The sequence below is a fragment of the Geitlerinema sp. PCC 9228 genome, from assembly GCF_001870905.1.
GTDB lineage: Bacteria > Cyanobacteriota > Cyanobacteriia > Cyanobacteriales > PCC-9228 > PCC-9228.
This window is the reverse complement of sequence record NZ_LNDC01000132.1, coordinates 20,105-37,812: the sequence shown is the minus strand read 5'-3', so window position 1 is coordinate 37,812 and position 17,708 is coordinate 20,105. Positions and strand designations below refer to the sequence as shown.

Genomic DNA, 17,708 nt, shown 5'->3' with positions numbered 1-17,708 from the left:
CGAGCAAAACTATGGATCGGAACGCTCCTACTTACCGACTGACTGCCCAAAATCTGAGTCTGGGTTACGAAAAAAATCCTATTGTGGTAGATTTAAGCCTGGCGGTGCCAGCCCAAGCCATTTCCGTGTTGGTTGGTCCTAATGGTTGCGGCAAATCTACTTTGTTGCGGGGATTGGCTCGCTTGCTCAAACCAACGCACGGGGTGGTTTATTTGGATGGCAACGATATTCGCCAACTGCCCACCAAAGGCGTTGCCAAACGGCTGGGCATTCTCCCGCAAAATCCCAGTACGCCGGCAGGGCTGACGGTCAAAGAGTTGGTGGCCCAAGGACGCTATCCCTATCAAAATTGGCTGCAGCAGTGGTCCCGCGAAGACGAAACCATGGTGGAACAAGCCATGCAAACCGCTCGCATTCAAGAGTTTGCTCACCGCCCCATCGAAACCCTGTCGGGAGGGCAGCAACAACGAGCTTGGGTGGCTACGGTTTTGGCGCAGGATACGGATATTTTGTTGTTGGACGAACCAACGACGTACTTGGATATTGCCCGCCAAATTGAATTGTTGGATTTGTTGCGCCAGCTCAATCAAGAGCAAAAACGCACGATTGTCATGGTTTTGCACGACCTCAATCAGGCTTGTCGCTATGCAGATTTTTTGATGGCGGTGAAAGACGGTCAATTGCGTGCCTGTGGCAGCCCGCAGGAGGTGATGACCGAGTCCATTGTACGGGAAGTGTTTGACTTGGAATGCCGCATTGTTCCCGATCCGGTGACAGATACACCCATGTGCGTGCCTGTCAGCCCTTGCCCGACCGGCGATCGCACGAAGTGATAAAAGATGCTCACCGAAGATCGAACCATCTTTTTTTGTTGTTTGGTTTTGAATTATCCTTGCTTTTTAATTGTTGGGCGATCGCCGGTAATAAGCGATCGCGGGCAGAATGCAAGAAAAAGTGATTGCCACCAAATACTTTTTTGGAAAACTCGGCACTGGTGTGATGCCGCCATTGGCGAAGTTCGCCTTGGCGCGTGGCTGGATCCCGCCGACCGCCAAATGCCGTGATGGGGCAGGGTAGGGGGTCTCGCCAGGTAGGTTCGTAGGTTTCGCAAACGGCAAAATCAGCTCGAAGAACGGGAAACAGCAGCTCTCGTAGCTCGTCATTTTCTAAAATTTCTGGAGGCGTTCCTCGCAGCCAGCGCAGTTTCTCGATTAATTCTGCATCCGAGAGATTGGCGGTTGGGGGGTCGTCGTCGGGAAATTGAGGAGGGCGACGCCCGGAAAGAAACAGATGGTCGGGTAGTGTCATTTCTTGCTCGCGCAAATGTCGCGTTAGTTCAAATGCCAGTAAAGCCCCCATACTGTGACCAAAGAAGGCATAAGCACGATCGAGAAAGGGAGCGATTTCACTTGCGATCGCTTCTACCAAAGGAAACAGCCGCGTATAGGGAGATTCTGCCAAACGCCGACCGTGACCGGGCAGTTCCACCGGGCAGAGTTCGATATCGGTATCTAGTTTCTCCAACCAGGAATAAAAGACCCGCGCCGAACCACCAGCATAGGGGAAACAGAACAAACGCCAGCGAGCGGTGGGATTGGGTCTAGGAATTTGAATCCAGTTGCTTGTGGAAGTAGAAGTCATAATCAGGTTACAAAAAAAGGACCAATTGCTTGATGAAATTAGGTTTTTTAGATATGTCTGGTTTTACAGAGCTTCCCATTGAGTTAAATTTTGGATCGTCTTTCTAGAATCAACTTGTTTTTTGGGGATTTTTATTTTTTCGAGTAACTTTTGAAGCCATCAAGGTACCCGTTTGCCAACCCCTATCAATAATAATCAAAATTCATTTTTTTGAAAACAATTTTCATCAATCTTCTGGGCAAGTCTATTGTATGCTTGGTAGCAGCAAGTGATGGCGGGAGATATAGTTTGGCGTATCGATTTGACAACTGTGTGAAGTTTTACGAACCCCTAATTTTTGCATGTTCCCATAGTACAGGGCTAGTAGCAAGCTGACAGGTTGATGATAACAGTCCAAAGACGCAGTCCGCTCGTCCATTTTTGGGCAGCTTAGAGCTACGACCAGCATGCAGCGATACGAAAAAATTCTGCAACTACTTGCAAAGAATATGCAATAAATGCATATAATGGTTGCGAGCTATTAGCAACAATGTCTTCTAGCTCCCCGTACATCAAGCAGATATATTTTTATGGCGGATCTTTCCAAGCACGAAAAAGACCTGACAGTTACTTCTTCAGCAGATACAGTAGCTTCCAATTCCAGCACTGGGAATCAACTCATGAACGGAAACAGGCAGGATAACATTCTTTTTGGCACTGAAGGGAGCGATCGCATTCACGCTCAAGGAGGGAACGACCTCTTGAATGGCGGTAATGGCAACGATACCCTTTCAGGAGATGAGGGCTTCGATATCCTCACTGGTGGTGCTGGCAAAGACACGTTTCAGTACATCTCTGGTGGCAATCGCGATTTTATAACCGATTTTAATTTAGCAGCTGCTGCTGGTGATGAGGATGTATTGAGTTTCGATCCAGAATTGCTGTCTGCTTCTTCAGCAACGGCTGACTTTTCTAGTTTTATAAATGGCGAAGCCGGTGAAGGTGGCGAAGCCGGTGAAGGCGGTGAAGCTGGTGAAGCTGGTGAAGCTGGTGAAGCTGGTGAAGCTGGCGAATCTGGTGAAGCTGGCGAATCTGGTGAAGCTGGCGAATCCGGTGAAGCTGGTGAAGCTGGTGAAGCTGGCGAATCTGGTGAAGCTGGCGAATCTGGTGAAGCTGGCGAATCTGGTGAAGCTGGTGAATCTGGTGAAGCTGGCGAATCTGGTGAAGGCGGTGAAGGCGGTGAAGGCGGTGAAGCTGGTGAAGCTGGCACCACCGATATGGCTGCAAGTTTCGATAACATTGCTCGTTTCTTTGATTCCGGTCACTCCGTCCAGATTCGCTTAGGTTCTCGAGTCGAGAGCGAAACGTTTGGTGTGGAAGTCTTTGAAAACTCCAATATAAACTTCCTTATGAAAGATGGGGGTTCGGTTAGCTTTCAGGCAAGCCTAGATCCGAATGCCTTTGCTTTTTCGCGATTGCCTAGTGGTAATAGCGTAGATGCCGAAGCTGGCGATCTCATCGTTGTTCGCGATGCTGCCATGGGCAATGATGTGCTAGAACCTCAAGCACAGGTAATAGGCAGCGGCCAAATTAGTAGTGCTGATGCTTTACCGGCTATGGCTAACTTGGTTAGCGACTTTGCTTCCAACATCAATTTCGCTGCCGGTCAATTCCTTCAAGGTGATGCCCAAAACAACTTTATCTCTGGAAGTTCTGGAAACGATTTTCTTGAGGGAGGTCTAGGAAGCGATACCTTAAACGGTAGTGATGGAAACGATGTTCTCTCACCAGACGAAGGAAACGATCTCTTGAATGGTGGTGCTGGTCGAGATGAATTCCGATATAGTTCTGGCGATGGTCATGACATAGTTACGGAATTCTCTCTGGCAGCTGCTACTGGTAGTGAGGATTTGTTGAGTTTTCATTCAGAACTAATATCTCAGTCTTCAGCAACTAGTGATGCTTTCTTTACTAGCGAAGCTGGTGAAGGCGGTGAAGCCGGTGAAGCTGGTGAAGCTGGCGAATCTGGTGAAGCTGGCGAAGCTGGTGAAGCTGGCGAATCTGGTGAAGCTGGCGAATCTGGTGAAGCTGGCGAATCTGGTGAAGCTGGTGAATCTGGCGAATCTGGTGAAGGCGGTGAAGGCGGTGAAGCTGGCGAATCTGGTGAATCTGGTGAATCTGGTGAATCTGGCGAATCCGGTGAAGCTGGCGAATCCGGTGAAGCTGGCGAATCCGGTGAAGCTGGTGAAGCTGGTGAAGCTGGTGAAGGTAGCACCACCGATGCTGCTGCAACGTCCGACCAAATTGCTCGTTTCTTTGATTCCGGTCACTCCGTCCAGATTCAGCTAGGTTCTCGAGTTGAAAGCGAAACATTTGGTGTGGAAGTATTTGAAGATTCCAACGTAGATTTCCTTCTGAACAATGGGGGATCGGTCAGCTTTCAGGCAAGCGTGGATCCCAATGCTTTTGCCTTCTCGCAATTGCCTAGTGGGAACAGCGTGGACGCCGAAGCTGGCGATATCGTGATTCTCAGCGATGCCACCATGGGCAATAATGTTCTCGAACCTCAAGCACAAGTTGTAGGCAGCGGCCAAATTGATAGTGCTGATTCCTTAACGGCTATGGTTAATTTGGTTGAGGATTTTGCCCCCAATCTTGGATTTTTCTCCTAGCTTCAACACCAGCTGTAGGCAATTAGAAATAAAAAAGCGGTCTTTGATAAGAGCCATTTTCTTTATTGACCGCTTTTTTCTTCCCAAATCCCAAATATGGGCAATTCGTAACCAAAAAAACGGCAACGATCGGTTCTTCTTAAACGAACTGCCAACTCTAGATCGAGAAGACAACCACTGGTTAATATATTATGCTTGTCATTGACGATGTTTTGACACCGGATGAAGTGAAAACAATTGTTGCTCGTTTAGAAGCAGCAAAGTTTATAGATGGAAAATTAACCGCCGGATGGCATGCCAAACAGGTTAAAAATAACCAGCAGCTTTCCGAAAAAGAAACTTCTGTCACAGAGATTCGAGATATTGTATTGCAAGCATTGCAACGGAACAATTTATTTCAAAGTGCCGTTCGACCTCGAAAAATTCATCCTATTCTATTTAGCCGCTACGAAACTGGTATGTCTTACGGCATGCATACCGACAATGCTTTAATCGGAAAAGAGAATAAAACCCGTTCGGATTTATCAATAACCTTATTTTTAAGCGATCCATCTAGCTACGAGGGAGGTGAGTTGATTATCGATACGGAGTGGGGAGAAAAGTATGTTAAGTTAAATGCTGGCTCTATGGTTGTTTATCCTTCTTCTAGATTTCACCGCGTAGGTACAGTAACCTCGGGAATCCGTTTTGCTGGCGTAACGTGGATACAAAGTTGGATTCGCGATGCAGAAGAACGACAAATTCTCTTTGAATTAGAAACCGTACGACAGGCCCTTTATAAAAAATACGGCAACACAAAAGAATTTGATATCTTGTGTAAGACCCATTCAAACTTATTACGTAAGTGGATCGAGTCCTGACAAAACAAACACCTGGGAGTTTCATAACACATCCGATGTGTGTAGACCTACAAAAACGTCGGGGTAGTGCCCTCCTATTCCACAAAAAAGGGGCAACCACGGGGGGTTGCCCCTACAGAATAATTGTGGTTTGCTCATGTCGGATTTGGTATTCTCTGGTATAGTACCATTTCCTTAATAATCTGCAAGAGATAATAGAGGCATTTTTGTAGGGGCGCAACGCGTGAGTAGGGGCGCTTCGCGAAGCCCCCCTACCAGGGCAATTGGCAAATACCATACAATCATTATTTTTCAGAAATGGTATCAGTTGTTTTGCAGATACATATCTATCTCCTCCTGAGATAAGTTTTCTTGAGATAGGCAACGCTGTAAGAGAGCATCCACATCGCGTTCGGAAAGTTCGTCCAGTTTGGTAAGCTTCTTATGGGCTTCGGTACGGAGGGTGGGTAAAATGGTGACTTGAGCGTCGCTTGTGCTGAGCTTTGTTGAAGCACTTGTGCTGAGCCCTGCCGAAGCATCGGTAGAAATTGATTCCGGAGTAGAATCTGGTTCTGGTGATTTTGTACGAACCTTTGTCGAAGCAGCAGTGTTGTCCTGAATAACAGCAGCTATCCCGGCAATCGTTGGCGTTTTGAACAAGGTATCGATGGGAATTTCTTGTTGAAAGCGATCGCGCAGTTGAGAAATAATACGCGCCGCCAACAGGGAATGACCGCCCAACTCAAAAAAGTCATCATGTATGCCCACATCGTCAATACCCAGAAAATCTTGCCAGGTGGCAGCAATGGTGCGTTCGATGCTATTGCGCGGGGCTACGTAGGTGGTTTCTAAATTAGGACGGGGATAGGTGGTTGCAGGGGTACTTGGTTCTTCTGTTTGCGATTCCAACTGCGCCAGTTTATCTTCCAAACCAATATCCGAACGGCGGTTTTCGATAACATCATCTAAATTTTTGGTAGAAACCAAAACGTGAGGCAAATCGCTATCGAGAATGTGACGGAAAGCTGCAATTCCTTCCGCCGGCGATAGCCCCGAATCGATGCTTTCTTGACGCTGTTTTTGCAGCAATTCTGGCACTTCCGTACCTACCGCCATGCCAACCTCTTGCCACACATCCCAATTAATCGAAACAGTGTATTGGTTGGTTCTGGCTGTGCGATCGCGGGCAAAAGCATCTAAAAAGGCATTGGCAGCGCAATAGTCCACTTGACCCACACCACCGATAACGGAACTTAGGGAAGAACAAAGCACCATAAAATCCAACTCCCGATCGCGCAATAATTCATCCAACACCACCGAACCGCGAACTTTCGCAGATAGAACCGCATCGGCTTGTGTTGGGTCTTTCAATTGAATAATACCGCCGCCAGCAACCCCAGCAGCATGAACCACCCCATTGATGGGACCAAAACGAGATTCTCCAGTTGCGATCGCAGATTCCATGCCATCGCGATCGCTTGCGTCGGCAGCAAGCACCAAAACTTCGGCACCGCGCTGTTTCAAATCTTGAACTGCCCTAATTTTTTGGCTGGTTTTGTCTTCTTCCCCCCAGCTGCCGCCGTCCCCCTTACTAAGGGGGACTACAGGGGGTTCTTCTGGCTGCGATGTCAGGAAACTTGTGCTCACCCCTGCCGAAGCATCGGACCCTTTCTCTAGCGCTGGCAAACCGGAACGGGTTACCAAAATTAATTTGGCTTGTACCGTATCGGCAAGATATCGAGCCACCGACAAACCAATGCCACCCAGACCGCCAGTAATCAAGTAAACGCCGCCTTGCTTCAGGCGATGGGGCATCCCTTCACTGGTTGCTGGTAAAGAAATTGCATCAAACGAACGAATCCAGCGATAGCCGCCGCGATATGCCACAGGCGACTTGTACTGAGCTTCGTCGAAGCCTTCGTTTGCCGATACTTGGATTTCACCAAGAATTTGTTGGGCAAGTAGGGGCGCTTCGCGTTGCGCCTGCGAATCTGCTGAGCTATGTTGAATCCTTGGCAGGAGCACATCTACCAAGCGACAGGAAATATTGGAATATTCTTGGGAAATGACTTGACAAATACCCTGCAATGTGGCTTGTTCGGGACGAATAGATTCCATTCCGACCACTTCGTAAGCGCGATCGCTCACTGTGGTGAAAGTTATCGGTTCGGTAACATCGCTCTCGCCTATTGCTTGTGCCAGATAGAGCAAGCTGTAGAATCCCAAATCCAAACTATCGCTATAGTCAAGATTCCAGCAATGGACGATTTGTTGGGGCAGTGCATCGCGTCGAACCAGCTCTTGCCACAGCATGCGGTAATCTTGCCGCTGGCGCGGATTTATGGCATAGGTGTTGGCATCGATTTGAGCAAATTCTTCGCCCATGACAACGGCTATGCAGATATAGTCCAATTCTCCTTCATCTGCAAGCTGTTGCTGGACTTGTTGCAGTAGCGAATTACCCACATCTTGTCTATCTGTAAATACCAGCCAGTGGGTTCCGGCATTGCTGGTTGCAGTTGTCGGAGAGGCAGCCAATACAGTTTGTGCTGTACTACGTCGAGGCAAACGCTTCCACGTGGGTGTATAGAACCATTCGTCAAAAGGATTTCTCTGTTGCAACTCCTCGCTGGTTGTAGATTCTGGCTGCCGGTCTTGGGAAGATTTGCTAGGCGGATCGATCCAGTAACGCTGCCGTTCAAAAGGATAGGTGGGTAGCGGAATGCGGCGACGCTTTTCTTGCTGGTAAAAGCCTTGCCAATCAATGGTAACCCCATAACGCCACAGTTGCCCTAGGGTTGCAAGCAGGTGGTGGGTATCATTGGTTGGTTGTTGGGGATGGCGCATGGAAGTAAGAACCACAGGTTCGGCATCATCCTGAAGCTGCTGCGGTTCGGTTTCGCTCGCTGCAAGTCGGACTAGCGTTTGCAGGGTTCTCCCCGGTCCCACTTCCAACAGAATTGCTTGCTTGTGCTGAGCTTGGTCGAAGCAGCGCATCAGTTCGGCAGCACCATCGGCAAAACGTACGGGTTGGCGGATGTGTTGCGCCCAATAGTGGGGGTCGGTGGCTTGCGCTTCGGTAATCCAAGTGCCGGTGACATTGGAAATAAAAGGTAAATGCGGGGGATGGAGGGAAGTCCGTTCTACAATAGCAGCGAATTGTTCGGCAGCGGCGTTCATGCTAGGAGAATGAAAGGCATGACGAACGTGGAGGGGGCGACAAACCACTCCGCGTGCCTCTAGGGTCGATTGCAAACGCGCGATCGCATTTTCTTCTCCAGAAACAACACACAAAGAGGGAGCATTGATGGCTGCCACCGTATACTGTAGGGGCGCTTCGCGAAGCGCCCCCGTGCCTGCCCCACCAAGCATGGGTTCTAGCTCTGCTGCCGGTAGCCCTACGCTCAACATGCTGCCGGTGGGTGCTTGTTCCATCAGCTTGCCCCGTTGGGCAACTAACGCATGAGCATCTTCTAGGTCAAACACCCCTGCCAGACAAGCCGCCACGTATTCGCCAATGCTATGTCCAATGGCTGCTTTCGGTTGAATACCCATCGAAAGCCACAGTTGTGCCAAAGCATACTCGACAGCAAACAAAACACATTGCGCGATCGCGGTATGGGTAAGTTGTTCTTGATGGTCCTCTGTAGAAGCATCGGCATACAAAATATCGCGAATATCCAGATCGAGATAGGGAGCGAACAACTCGGCACTGCGATCGATCGACTGGCGATAGACGGGTTCGCGTTCGTACAACTGCCTTCCCATGTTGGCATATTGGGAACCTTGACCGGGAAACATAAAACATACCGGGCGATCGCTGGTTTCGCAGTATCCTGTAGTTACGAATGTTCCCGACGATAGAACTTCTACAGCGGCAGCCGTATTGTTTTCGCAGACGATGGCACGGCGATAGGAAAAATGCTGGCGTCCGATTTGTAGTGTATAGGCAACGTCAGCTAAGTTGTCTGGTTTCTGTTGTTCCAGATAGGTTTTTAAATTCGTCGTCGCCGTTTCCAGAGCCGTTTTGGTTTTGGTGGAAAGCAGCAATAGTTGTTGGGGTCTGGAAGTAGCAGCAGGGGAAGTTTTGGGTGCTTCTTCCACAATGACGTGGGCGTTGGTACCGCCGATGCCAAAGGAACTAACCCCTGCACGTCGCGGCGTTTCCCCCTGCTGGCTGCCATTGGAGTCGAACCGCTGCCAATCTTGTAGCTTCGTATTGACAAAGAAAGGGGTACTGTCAAAATCAATTTGGGGATTGGGTTGTTCCCAATGCAACGAAGGAGGAATTTGTTGGTTTTCCAATGCCAACACAGTTTTGATTAGACCTGCCACACCAGCTGCCGTATCCAAATGTCCCACATTGCTTTTTACCGAACCAATGGCACACCAACCTGTTTTCTGGGTACTGGAACGAAATGCCGAAGTGAGAGCTTGGATTTCAATGGGGTCGCCTAACGGTGTTGCCGTACCGTGGGTTTCCACGTATTGAATGGTTTCCGGATGGATATCCGCCACGCACAGCGCCTCTTCAATGACATCCGCTTGCCCCGTCACGCTGGGAGCCGTGTATCCCACTTTTACAGCACCATCGTTGTTGGTGGCAGACCCTTTAATAACCCCGCGAATGGTATCTCCATCCGCGATCGCATCTTCCAAACGTTTTAACACCACAATGCCCATACCGCTGCCACCCACCGTTCCTTGGGCATGGGCATCGAAACTGCGACAGTGCCCATCCGGTGAATAAATCCCACCTTCTTGGTAAACGTACCCAGCCGTATGTGGCACCTTCAGGGAAACACCCCCCGCCAACACCAAATCGTTTTCGCCGCTCAACAGGCTCTGGCAAGCCAAATGCGTTGCTACCAAAGACGTAGAACAAGCGGTTTGTACGGTGATACTTGCCCCTTTGAAATTAAGAAAATAGGCAACGCGGGTGGCAAGGAAATCTTTATCGTTGCTAATGAGGGTAGCAAACGCCCCCGCCGTATCGATGGTATCGCGGTTGGGATAGACGTTGAACAACAGGTACGTATTCCGCCCTACACCAGCATAAATGCCCGCTCGCAACCCGCAGTCTTGTGGATTGTACCCGGCATTTTCCATCGCTTCCCAAGCGCCTTCTAAAAAGAATCGCTGTTGGGGGTCGAGCAGTTCCGCTTCCCGAGGACTCAACCCAAAAAACGAGGCATCAAATTCGGCAATATCGTTTTTGAGAATGGGAGCTGCTTTAACGTAGTTCGGCTGGTTGTAGGTTTCGCGCGCGATGCCAGCCGCTTGCAGTTGTTCTTCGCTCAAAGACTCGATGGATTCCACACCATCGCGCAAATTTTGCCAGAATTCCTCTACCGAACGGGCACCAGGAAATCTGCCCGTCATGCCTACGATCGCGATATCGTTGTTTGTGTTTTCCATAATTTTTTACCAAGTACGATCGATTGTTTTCTTTGAAGCCCCATGCGCCGATGCGCCGACTTGCCCTGAGTAGGGGCGTTTCGCGAAACCCCCTACTGCCGAAGGGTGCCCCCTCTCCCACTCCTCCCCCTCTCCCTCCCAATTAAAATCACCGCCGCTGTCGCCGTTTTCGTTGCTGCTGCAGGTTGGCAGTTCGGTTTTGGGCTCTTTGGCGTCTGGTAGAGCGATGGGATTGCTGGTTGGTTGGGCTGTTGTTTGCAGAATTTAGATATTCCACAAAGCTGGCGATGGTGGGATACTGAAATAGCTTGACGAGCGGAATTTCCTGTTGTAGATACTCGGACAAGCGATCGCCCAATTGCACGATGAGCAAGGAATGACCGCCGAGGTCGAAAAAGTTGTCGTTGATGCCTACGCGATCGCATTGCAAAATTTCCTGCCACATCTGGGCAATGTCCGATTCCAGGTCGTTTCTAGGAGCAACGTAGCTGCTGCTTGTGCTGAGCTTTGTCGAAGCAGAGGTGTTGGTGTGTTGGGGTTGGGGTTCGGGTAAGGAACGCCGGTCGATTTTGCCACTGGGGGTGGTGGGTAAAGCTTCTAATTCCACAAATTGGGAAGGAATGGCATACTCGGGCAGTAGCGATCGCAAAAAAGCTTGTACTGAGCTTGGTTGAAGCACTTGTGCTGAGTCCTGCCGAAGCATCTGCCAGTTATTGTCTGAATTTGAACTATGCGGCTTGTGCTGAGCTTTGTCGAAGCAAACGATATAGGCGACCAAACGCTTGCCCGTACCATCATCCCGTACGGGTGCTTCGCGAAGCACCCCTACCGCTGCTTCGCGAATTTGAGGATGTTGGGTCAAAGCCGCTTCTACTTCTGCTAGTTCCAAGCGAAATCCCCGGAGTTTGACTTGACGGTCGTTGCGTCCCAAAAACTCGATGTTGCCGTCGCTGAGAAAGCGAGCGCGATCGCCGGTTCTGTACAAACGTGGCTTGTGCTGTTCGGCTACAAAGGGATTGGTAATGAAACGTTCGTCCGTTTGCTGTTGGTTGCGGAAATATCCCCGCGCCAGGGAAACACCGCCGACGCACAGTTCTCCGGGAACGCCAATGGGAACCGGTTGCAAGTTCTCGTCGAGAACGTACAGTTTGGCGTTGGCAATGGGACGACCGATAGGCGGTAGCTTGGGCCAGGAATTGGGTTTTCCTGACAATGTGTAGGTGGCGACCACGTGGGTTTCGGAAGGACCGTATTGATTTTGCAATCGGCAATTGGGCAAGGCTTCCAAAAAACGCGCGATCGCAGGGGTAATTTGTAGTTGTTCCCCGGCTGTAACGATCTCTTGTAAGGATTGGGGAATTTTTCCGCGACGTTGGGCGGCTTGAGCCAGTTGCGATAGGGCGACGAATGGCAAAAAGACCCGTTCGACTCGTTCTTGCACCATTAGCTCCAACCAGCGATTGGGGTCGCGACGGGCTTCATCTGGCATCAGAACCAACGTTCCGCCGGCACTCCAAGTGGCAAAAAGCTCTTGGAAAAATACGTCAAAACTGAACGCTGCAAACTGCAAGGTACGTGCCCCTTGCTGCTGGAGGCGAGAGATTTGCCTCTGGAAGCGAATCAAGTTGTTGAGGGGACGGTGGGTCATAGCCACGCCCTTGGGTTGTCCGGTGGAACCGGATGTATAAATGATGTATGCCAGGTTATCGACGTTTCGGCTGCTTCGACGCGGCTCAGCACCAGTTCGGTCAACACCAGGGGTTGCCAGCGGTTCTAAAGGAGCATCGCTATACTTGGCAATCTCATCCGAGTCGGTATCCAAACATAAAGTCGTACAACCATCGGGCAGCCTGGCTTGCAAATGCTCGTGGGTGAGGACAATTTTGACCTGTGCGTTCTCGCTCATATAAGCCAAACGTGCTTGAGGCAGGTTGGGATCTAGGGGAACGTAGGCACCGCCAGCCAAAAGGACGCCCAAAACAGCCACTGGCAACCAAGCTTCCGACCTTTGGGCATAAATTTCTGGAGAAACGCTCAGACAAATGCCGACTTGGGTCTCCGGTCCTACGCCTAGCGATCGCAGTTTGCGGGCTAGTTGGTTGGCTTTTTGGTAGAGGGTTTGATAGGTGAGGGTTTGTTCTCCCAAAGATACCGCTTCGCGCGTGGGGGTTTGGGCAACCTGTTCGACAAACAACTGGTGAACGGGCGTTTCTGGATAGTCAACTTCGGTGGCTTGGAAGGTTTGCAAAACTTGCTGTCGCTCGGCTGGTGGCAGCAAAGACAGTTGCGAAATGGGTTGCGACGGTTGCTTGGCAATATCGGTTAAGAGCGTTTGCCAGTGGGTGGCCAAGCGTTCGATGGTTTCTGAGTCGAATAAATCGGTATTGTATTCTAAAGTAATAATGCCCCGGTTTTGTTCGTCCACACGCAAAAGCAAGCTGAGGTCGAATTTGGCTGTGGCCGTATCCAAATCCCACAGTTTGAAGCTCAATCCTGGAATTTCCGGCAAAACCGGCATATCGTGAAAGGCAAATAGAACTTGAAATAAGGGAGAATGGCTGGTATCTCGCTGCGGTTGTAGAACTTCTACCAGTTTCTCGAAGGGCAAATCCTGGTTGGAATAAGCATCGAGGGCGGTCTCGCGTACCCGGTCGAGCAGTTCTGAAAATGTCGGATCGCCGGATAAATCGGAACGCAGCACCAACGTGTTGGCAAAAAAGCCGATTAACTGCTCGTAAGCAGCATGGTTGCGGTTGGCAATGGGTGACCCGACGGCAATATCTGTTTCCCCAGTATAGCGGTACAGCAGCGTTTGGAATGCTGCTAGCAACACCACGTAGGGCGTGGCATTGTGCTGCCGGGCAAGCGATCGCAGAGAGGCCATCAATTCCGGTTCTACGACTAACTGATGCTGTGCCCCGCGATAGCTTTGCTGTTGGGGACGGGGATGGGCGAAGGGCAACTCCAAAACTGGTGGTAAAGGATGCAATTTTTGCTGCCAGTAATCCAGTTGTTTTTGCATGGTTTCCCCTTGCAGCCACTGGTTTTGCCGTACAGCAAAATCCACGTATTGCACGGAAAGTTCCGGCAACGGCGTTCGCGAAGCGTCTCCGCAGGAGAAAGGCTGCTGCTGGGAAAAGGCTTGGTACAAAGTCGTCAGCTCTCGCAGCATCACCGTACGGGACCACGCATCGGAGATAATATGATGGGAGATAAACACCAACAGGTAGCGATCGCGTTCCAAATGCAGTAGCTTGGTCCGCAAAAGAGGCGATTTTGTCAGATCGAAAGGCTTTTCCGCTTCTTCTCGCGCCAATTGTTGGGCTTTTTCCTCTTTACAAGCAGAATCCGTCTGCTGCAAATCCACCACTGGCATTTCCAGTTGAAAAGGGGGATCGACAATCTGGACCGGTTCGCCATTTTGCTTGGCAAATCGGGTACGCAATACCTGGTGGCGGCGGATCGTTTCGCTAAAACAGCGCTGCAAGATATTTGCGTCTAGTTGTCCTTGAATTTCCACAGCCCCAGGAACGTTGTAGAAAGGACTTTCTCCCACCAGTTGTTCCAAAAACCACAGGCGCTGTTGGGCAGCAGATAGGGGAAATACCGTTTCTCCCGTTTGCGAAACTGGTGCATCTTGACTGCCCTCAACGCTAGGCGATTGAGTTGTATCGGACGATTTTGATTGGGATTGGGAAAGTTTTTGCAGCAGTTTTTCCCGCTGTTCGGGGGATAAAGCTGCAATTCGTTTGGCAAGGTCGCTCATAATATCATCGAGGTTGCTGATGTGAGGGTTGGCAAAATAGGAACGTTTCGGAGAATCTCATACCAAATCTGATATTGCTAAATCACAAACGTAACCTGAACCGTCCCCCTTACTAAGGGGGACTACAGGGGGTTCTTCAGTCTAAGCAGGATTTGGTATCACTACGAATCCGCTTCAATTTCCGCCAGCCATTGCGATAGTTCTGTTTCGTCCACTTGTTCGGCAAGCGCTTGTTCCACCAAAACCGCTAAATCGGCAATCGTTGGCGATTCAAACAGCGATCGCAGGGGAACATCCACCCCAAAAGCATTTCGTACCCGCGATATTACTTGAGTGGCAAGCAAGGAATGCCCCCCCAAATCGAAAAAGTTCGCTTGAATGCCGATATTGTCGGTTTGCAAAATCTCTTGCCAAATCTCTACCAATTGGGTTTCCACCTGGGTACGCGGTGCCATCGAACTGGTTTCTTCCGTTTCTGGTGTTGGTTCGGGTAGGGATTGACGGTCAATTTTGCCGCTGGGCGTTCGCGGTAGGGCGTTCAGGGTAGAAAAGGTGGTGGGAACCATGTACCCCGGCAATCGCTCCCGGACAAATTTCCGTACCTGCCGTACGGTATCTGCTTGTTGCTCTTTGAGGGCAATGTAGGCAGCCAGTTCCGTCTCGCCGCCATGGTCCGAAGAACCGGTGCCAGAGGCACCATCGCTTTGATGGGTCGTAACGGCAACTTCCCGCACCTGGGGATGTTGGGACACAACGGCTTCCACTTCTGCCAGTTCGATCCGAAAACCGCGAATTTTTACTTGATGGTCGTTGCGTCCCAAAAATTCTAGGTTGCCGCCTTCCAGATAGCGAGCCATATCGCCGGTTTTGTACAGTCTTCCCTCAGAACGGAAAGGATGATTCGCAAATCGCTGTTGGGTTAGTTCTGGTTGGTGGAGATACCCCCGGGCAACACTAGCGCCGCCGATGTAGAGTTCTCCGGGAATCCCCAGAGGTACTGGCTGCATGTATTTATCCAGCAAGTAAGTTTCCACGTTGGGCAGGGGACGACCCAAGGGCACGGTGGGTGTTGTGAGTTCTGCTTCTACTTTATAAGTGAGAACACCAATGGTGGTTTCTGTGGGACCGTAGTGATTCCAAATTTGACAATCGGGGGCTAGATGTCGAATCTTTCGGATAAGTTCCCAACCTAGGGATTCGCCACCAAGAATGAGATGGCGGCAGCGGGGAAATTGGGCACTATCTTCATCGGCAACCAACGCCGCCAGGTGGGAAGGGGTCATTTTCAGGCAGTCAATCCTGTGGGAGGTGCAATACTCGGCAAAAGCTTGCGGATCGGCTAAGCGATCGCCCGACAAAACGTGCAAGCAGCCACCGCCACACAGGGCAGGGAAAACAGCTGTATTGCCCAAATCGGCAGCTAGGGTGGAAACCGTGGCGTAGGTCGCCCTATCGGGCAGCGACAGGCGATCGCTGATGCCATATACATAATTGAGAACTTGCCGGTGTTCCACAGCTACGCCTTTAGGTTGACCGCTGGACCCCGAAGTGAAGATAACGTAGGCAAGGGAATCGCTGGTTGTGCGGTGGGTGGGATTGGGGAGAGACTCCTCCGTGCTATTGGTGTATTTGGTGTCGATACAAATGATGGGACTTTCTTGTTCTTCCCATAGGTTTTGCAAGGATTGCTGGGTTACGATCGCAACTGGGTTGGCTTCCGCCAGCATTCGTTGTCGGCGTTGTTGGGGCATGCCCGGGTCCACGGGTACGTAGGCACCGCCAGCTTTGAGAATGCCCAGTAGGGCCACAATGCTGTGGGCGGAACGTTCCAAACCAATGGCAACCAGGGTGTCCGGTCCCACCCCAAATTCTTGCTGCAGGTGGTGGGCTAGTTGGTTGGCGCGTTGGTTCAGTTCTGCATAGGTAAGTTGTTCTTGCTCGAATTGCAGGGCTATGCGATCGCGACAGCGTTCTACTTGCTCTTCAAAAAGCTCGTGCAAGCATTTATTTGTGGGAAAGTCTCGTTGAGTTTGGTTGAATTCGACAAGCAGTTGTTCGCGATCGCGATCGTCGAGCAGGGATAGTCGGTCGATGTTTCGATCTGGCGCTTCTACCGTGCTTTCTAGCAGGGTTCGCCAATGACGGCTCAGACGGGCAATGGTGGCTTCGGCGTAGGTAGTCGCATTGTAATGGAAAACGAAATCCAGACCCTCGGCATGGCGATGGCAGGATAGACAAAGCTGGAAGCGATCGCTGGTGGTTTCGATGCGTTGGATGTCAAATGTGAGGTTGCAAGCAGAAAAAGAAGGCTGTTCTAGAAACTCAAAACCAACTGGCAAAGAATTGGGGCTGGCTAGAGGCGTAGCACCAGCAACGATATAATCTTGCCAACCCAGTACCTGTTCTTGGGCATCTCCAACATATTCCAGCACTTGGGAAAACGGCCAGCTACCATCGAGGGTAATGGGAACCGGTAGCCATTTGGCTAGCAATCCCGCTGTGTTATCTAAGTCCTCGTAAGGTCGGCCGTCGCTGCCGTAAACAGTAAGCAGGGAGCGCTCTCCGGAACCGCCGACGCGCCACAAAAGTGTTTGCCAAGCAGCAAACAGCCAATCCTCTAGGGAATTGTCATAGTTTTGGGCTGCCTGTTCTAACTTTTCTAGCAATTCCGGTTCTAAGTGAAGGGAGTAGCGATCGCAGCTTTCCTGACTTTTTTGACGCACGCTTCGACTCAGCTCAGCGCCAGGCTCAGTACAAGTGGGAATCTCCGGTGTACTATACCGTTCCAGATTGCTGGGCTGCCAGAATTCCTCGCCTGTTTCTGCTTTAAACTCGGAAAGGACTTCGTATTGCCATTGAGAAACTTGACTGTATTGAACGATTTCTGATTCTGGCAGAATATTTTCGCCGCCAGTAGCATACAAATCGCTCAGTTCGGCAAGCAAAATATTGAAGGTTGTGCGATCGGCACAGAGTGCTGGTAAGCTGAGCAAAAGGAAAGATTTCTCTGGTGCGGTGGGCAACAACCATACCTGTAAGGGATTTTCCCTGGGGCTAGCTGGGGCGTTGGCAATTTGCTCGATTTGAGCCTGTTGCTGCTCGGGATTCAATTCCTGTAAATCCCGTACTTCCCAGTCAAACGTGGCGTGTTCGGAAACCACCTGTAAGGGATATTGCATCCCGACATGGCGCTGAAATGTGCTACGGAGGATTTCGTGGCGATCGCAAAGAGATTGGATACTGGCATAAAGGCGATCGCGATCGAGATTTCCGCTGATGGAAACCAGGCATTTGGCCCGGAAATTTGTATTTTGTTGCTGTTGCCAATCCCAAAGACGTTTTTGTTGTGGCGACAGGGCATATCCTTGAATGGTTTCTTCGGCTAGCATAGTT

General features: G+C 50.4%; 7 protein-coding genes. 3 read left to right on the top strand and 4 right to left on the bottom strand.

The features are described from left to right. Nucleotides 1-11 precede the first annotated feature (11 nt). On the top strand, nucleotides 12-833 hold the full coding sequence (locus AS151_RS13990; RefSeq protein ID WP_071517675.1) for an ABC transporter ATP-binding protein: 822 nt from the start codon (nucleotides 12-14) through the stop codon (nucleotides 831-833). A gap of 10 nt (nucleotides 834-843) precedes the next feature. On the opposite strand, the gene AS151_RS13985 is transcribed toward AS151_RS13990, so the two are convergent. Next, nucleotides 844-1,641 (bottom strand): alpha/beta fold hydrolase, encoded by a 798-nt coding sequence (locus AS151_RS13985; RefSeq protein ID WP_071517674.1) that lies wholly within the window; start codon nucleotides 1,639-1,641, stop codon nucleotides 844-846. 569 nt (nucleotides 1,642-2,210) lie between these two features. Between AS151_RS13985 and AS151_RS21625 the strand changes: the two genes are divergently transcribed. Further along, nucleotides 2,211-4,292, top strand: coding sequence for a hypothetical protein (locus AS151_RS21625; RefSeq protein ID WP_071517673.1), 2,082 nt, complete (start codon nucleotides 2,211-2,213; stop codon nucleotides 4,290-4,292). Nucleotides 4,293-4,483: 191 nt separating this feature from the next. Then, the gene (locus AS151_RS13975) at nucleotides 4,484-5,152 is read left to right on the top strand and encodes a Fe2+-dependent dioxygenase (protein WP_244533016.1); all 669 of its coding nucleotides are present in this window, start codon (nucleotides 4,484-4,486) and stop codon (nucleotides 5,150-5,152) included. Between the two features lie 303 nt (nucleotides 5,153-5,455). Here the strand turns inward: AS151_RS13975 and AS151_RS13970 are convergent, their stop codons facing one another. The 3 genes from AS151_RS13970 to AS151_RS13960 all read right to left on the bottom strand — a co-directional run bounded on the left by AS151_RS13970 (nucleotide 5,456) and on the right by AS151_RS13960 (nucleotide 17,704). Then, complete coding sequence (locus tag AS151_RS13970) at nucleotides 5,456-10,549, bottom strand: type I polyketide synthase (RefSeq protein ID WP_071517671.1); 5,094 nt, start codon at nucleotides 10,547-10,549, stop codon at nucleotides 5,456-5,458. A 148-nt stretch (nucleotides 10,550-10,697) separates the two neighbouring features. Then, nucleotides 10,698-14,315, bottom strand: coding sequence for a non-ribosomal peptide synthetase (locus AS151_RS13965; RefSeq protein ID WP_071517670.1), 3,618 nt, complete (start codon nucleotides 14,313-14,315; stop codon nucleotides 10,698-10,700). Between the two features lie 161 nt (nucleotides 14,316-14,476). Continuing rightward, nucleotides 14,477-17,704, bottom strand: a complete 3,228-nt coding sequence (locus AS151_RS13960) for a non-ribosomal peptide synthetase (RefSeq protein WP_071517669.1) — start codon at nucleotides 17,702-17,704, stop codon at nucleotides 14,477-14,479. Nucleotides 17,705-17,708 lie beyond the last annotated feature (4 nt).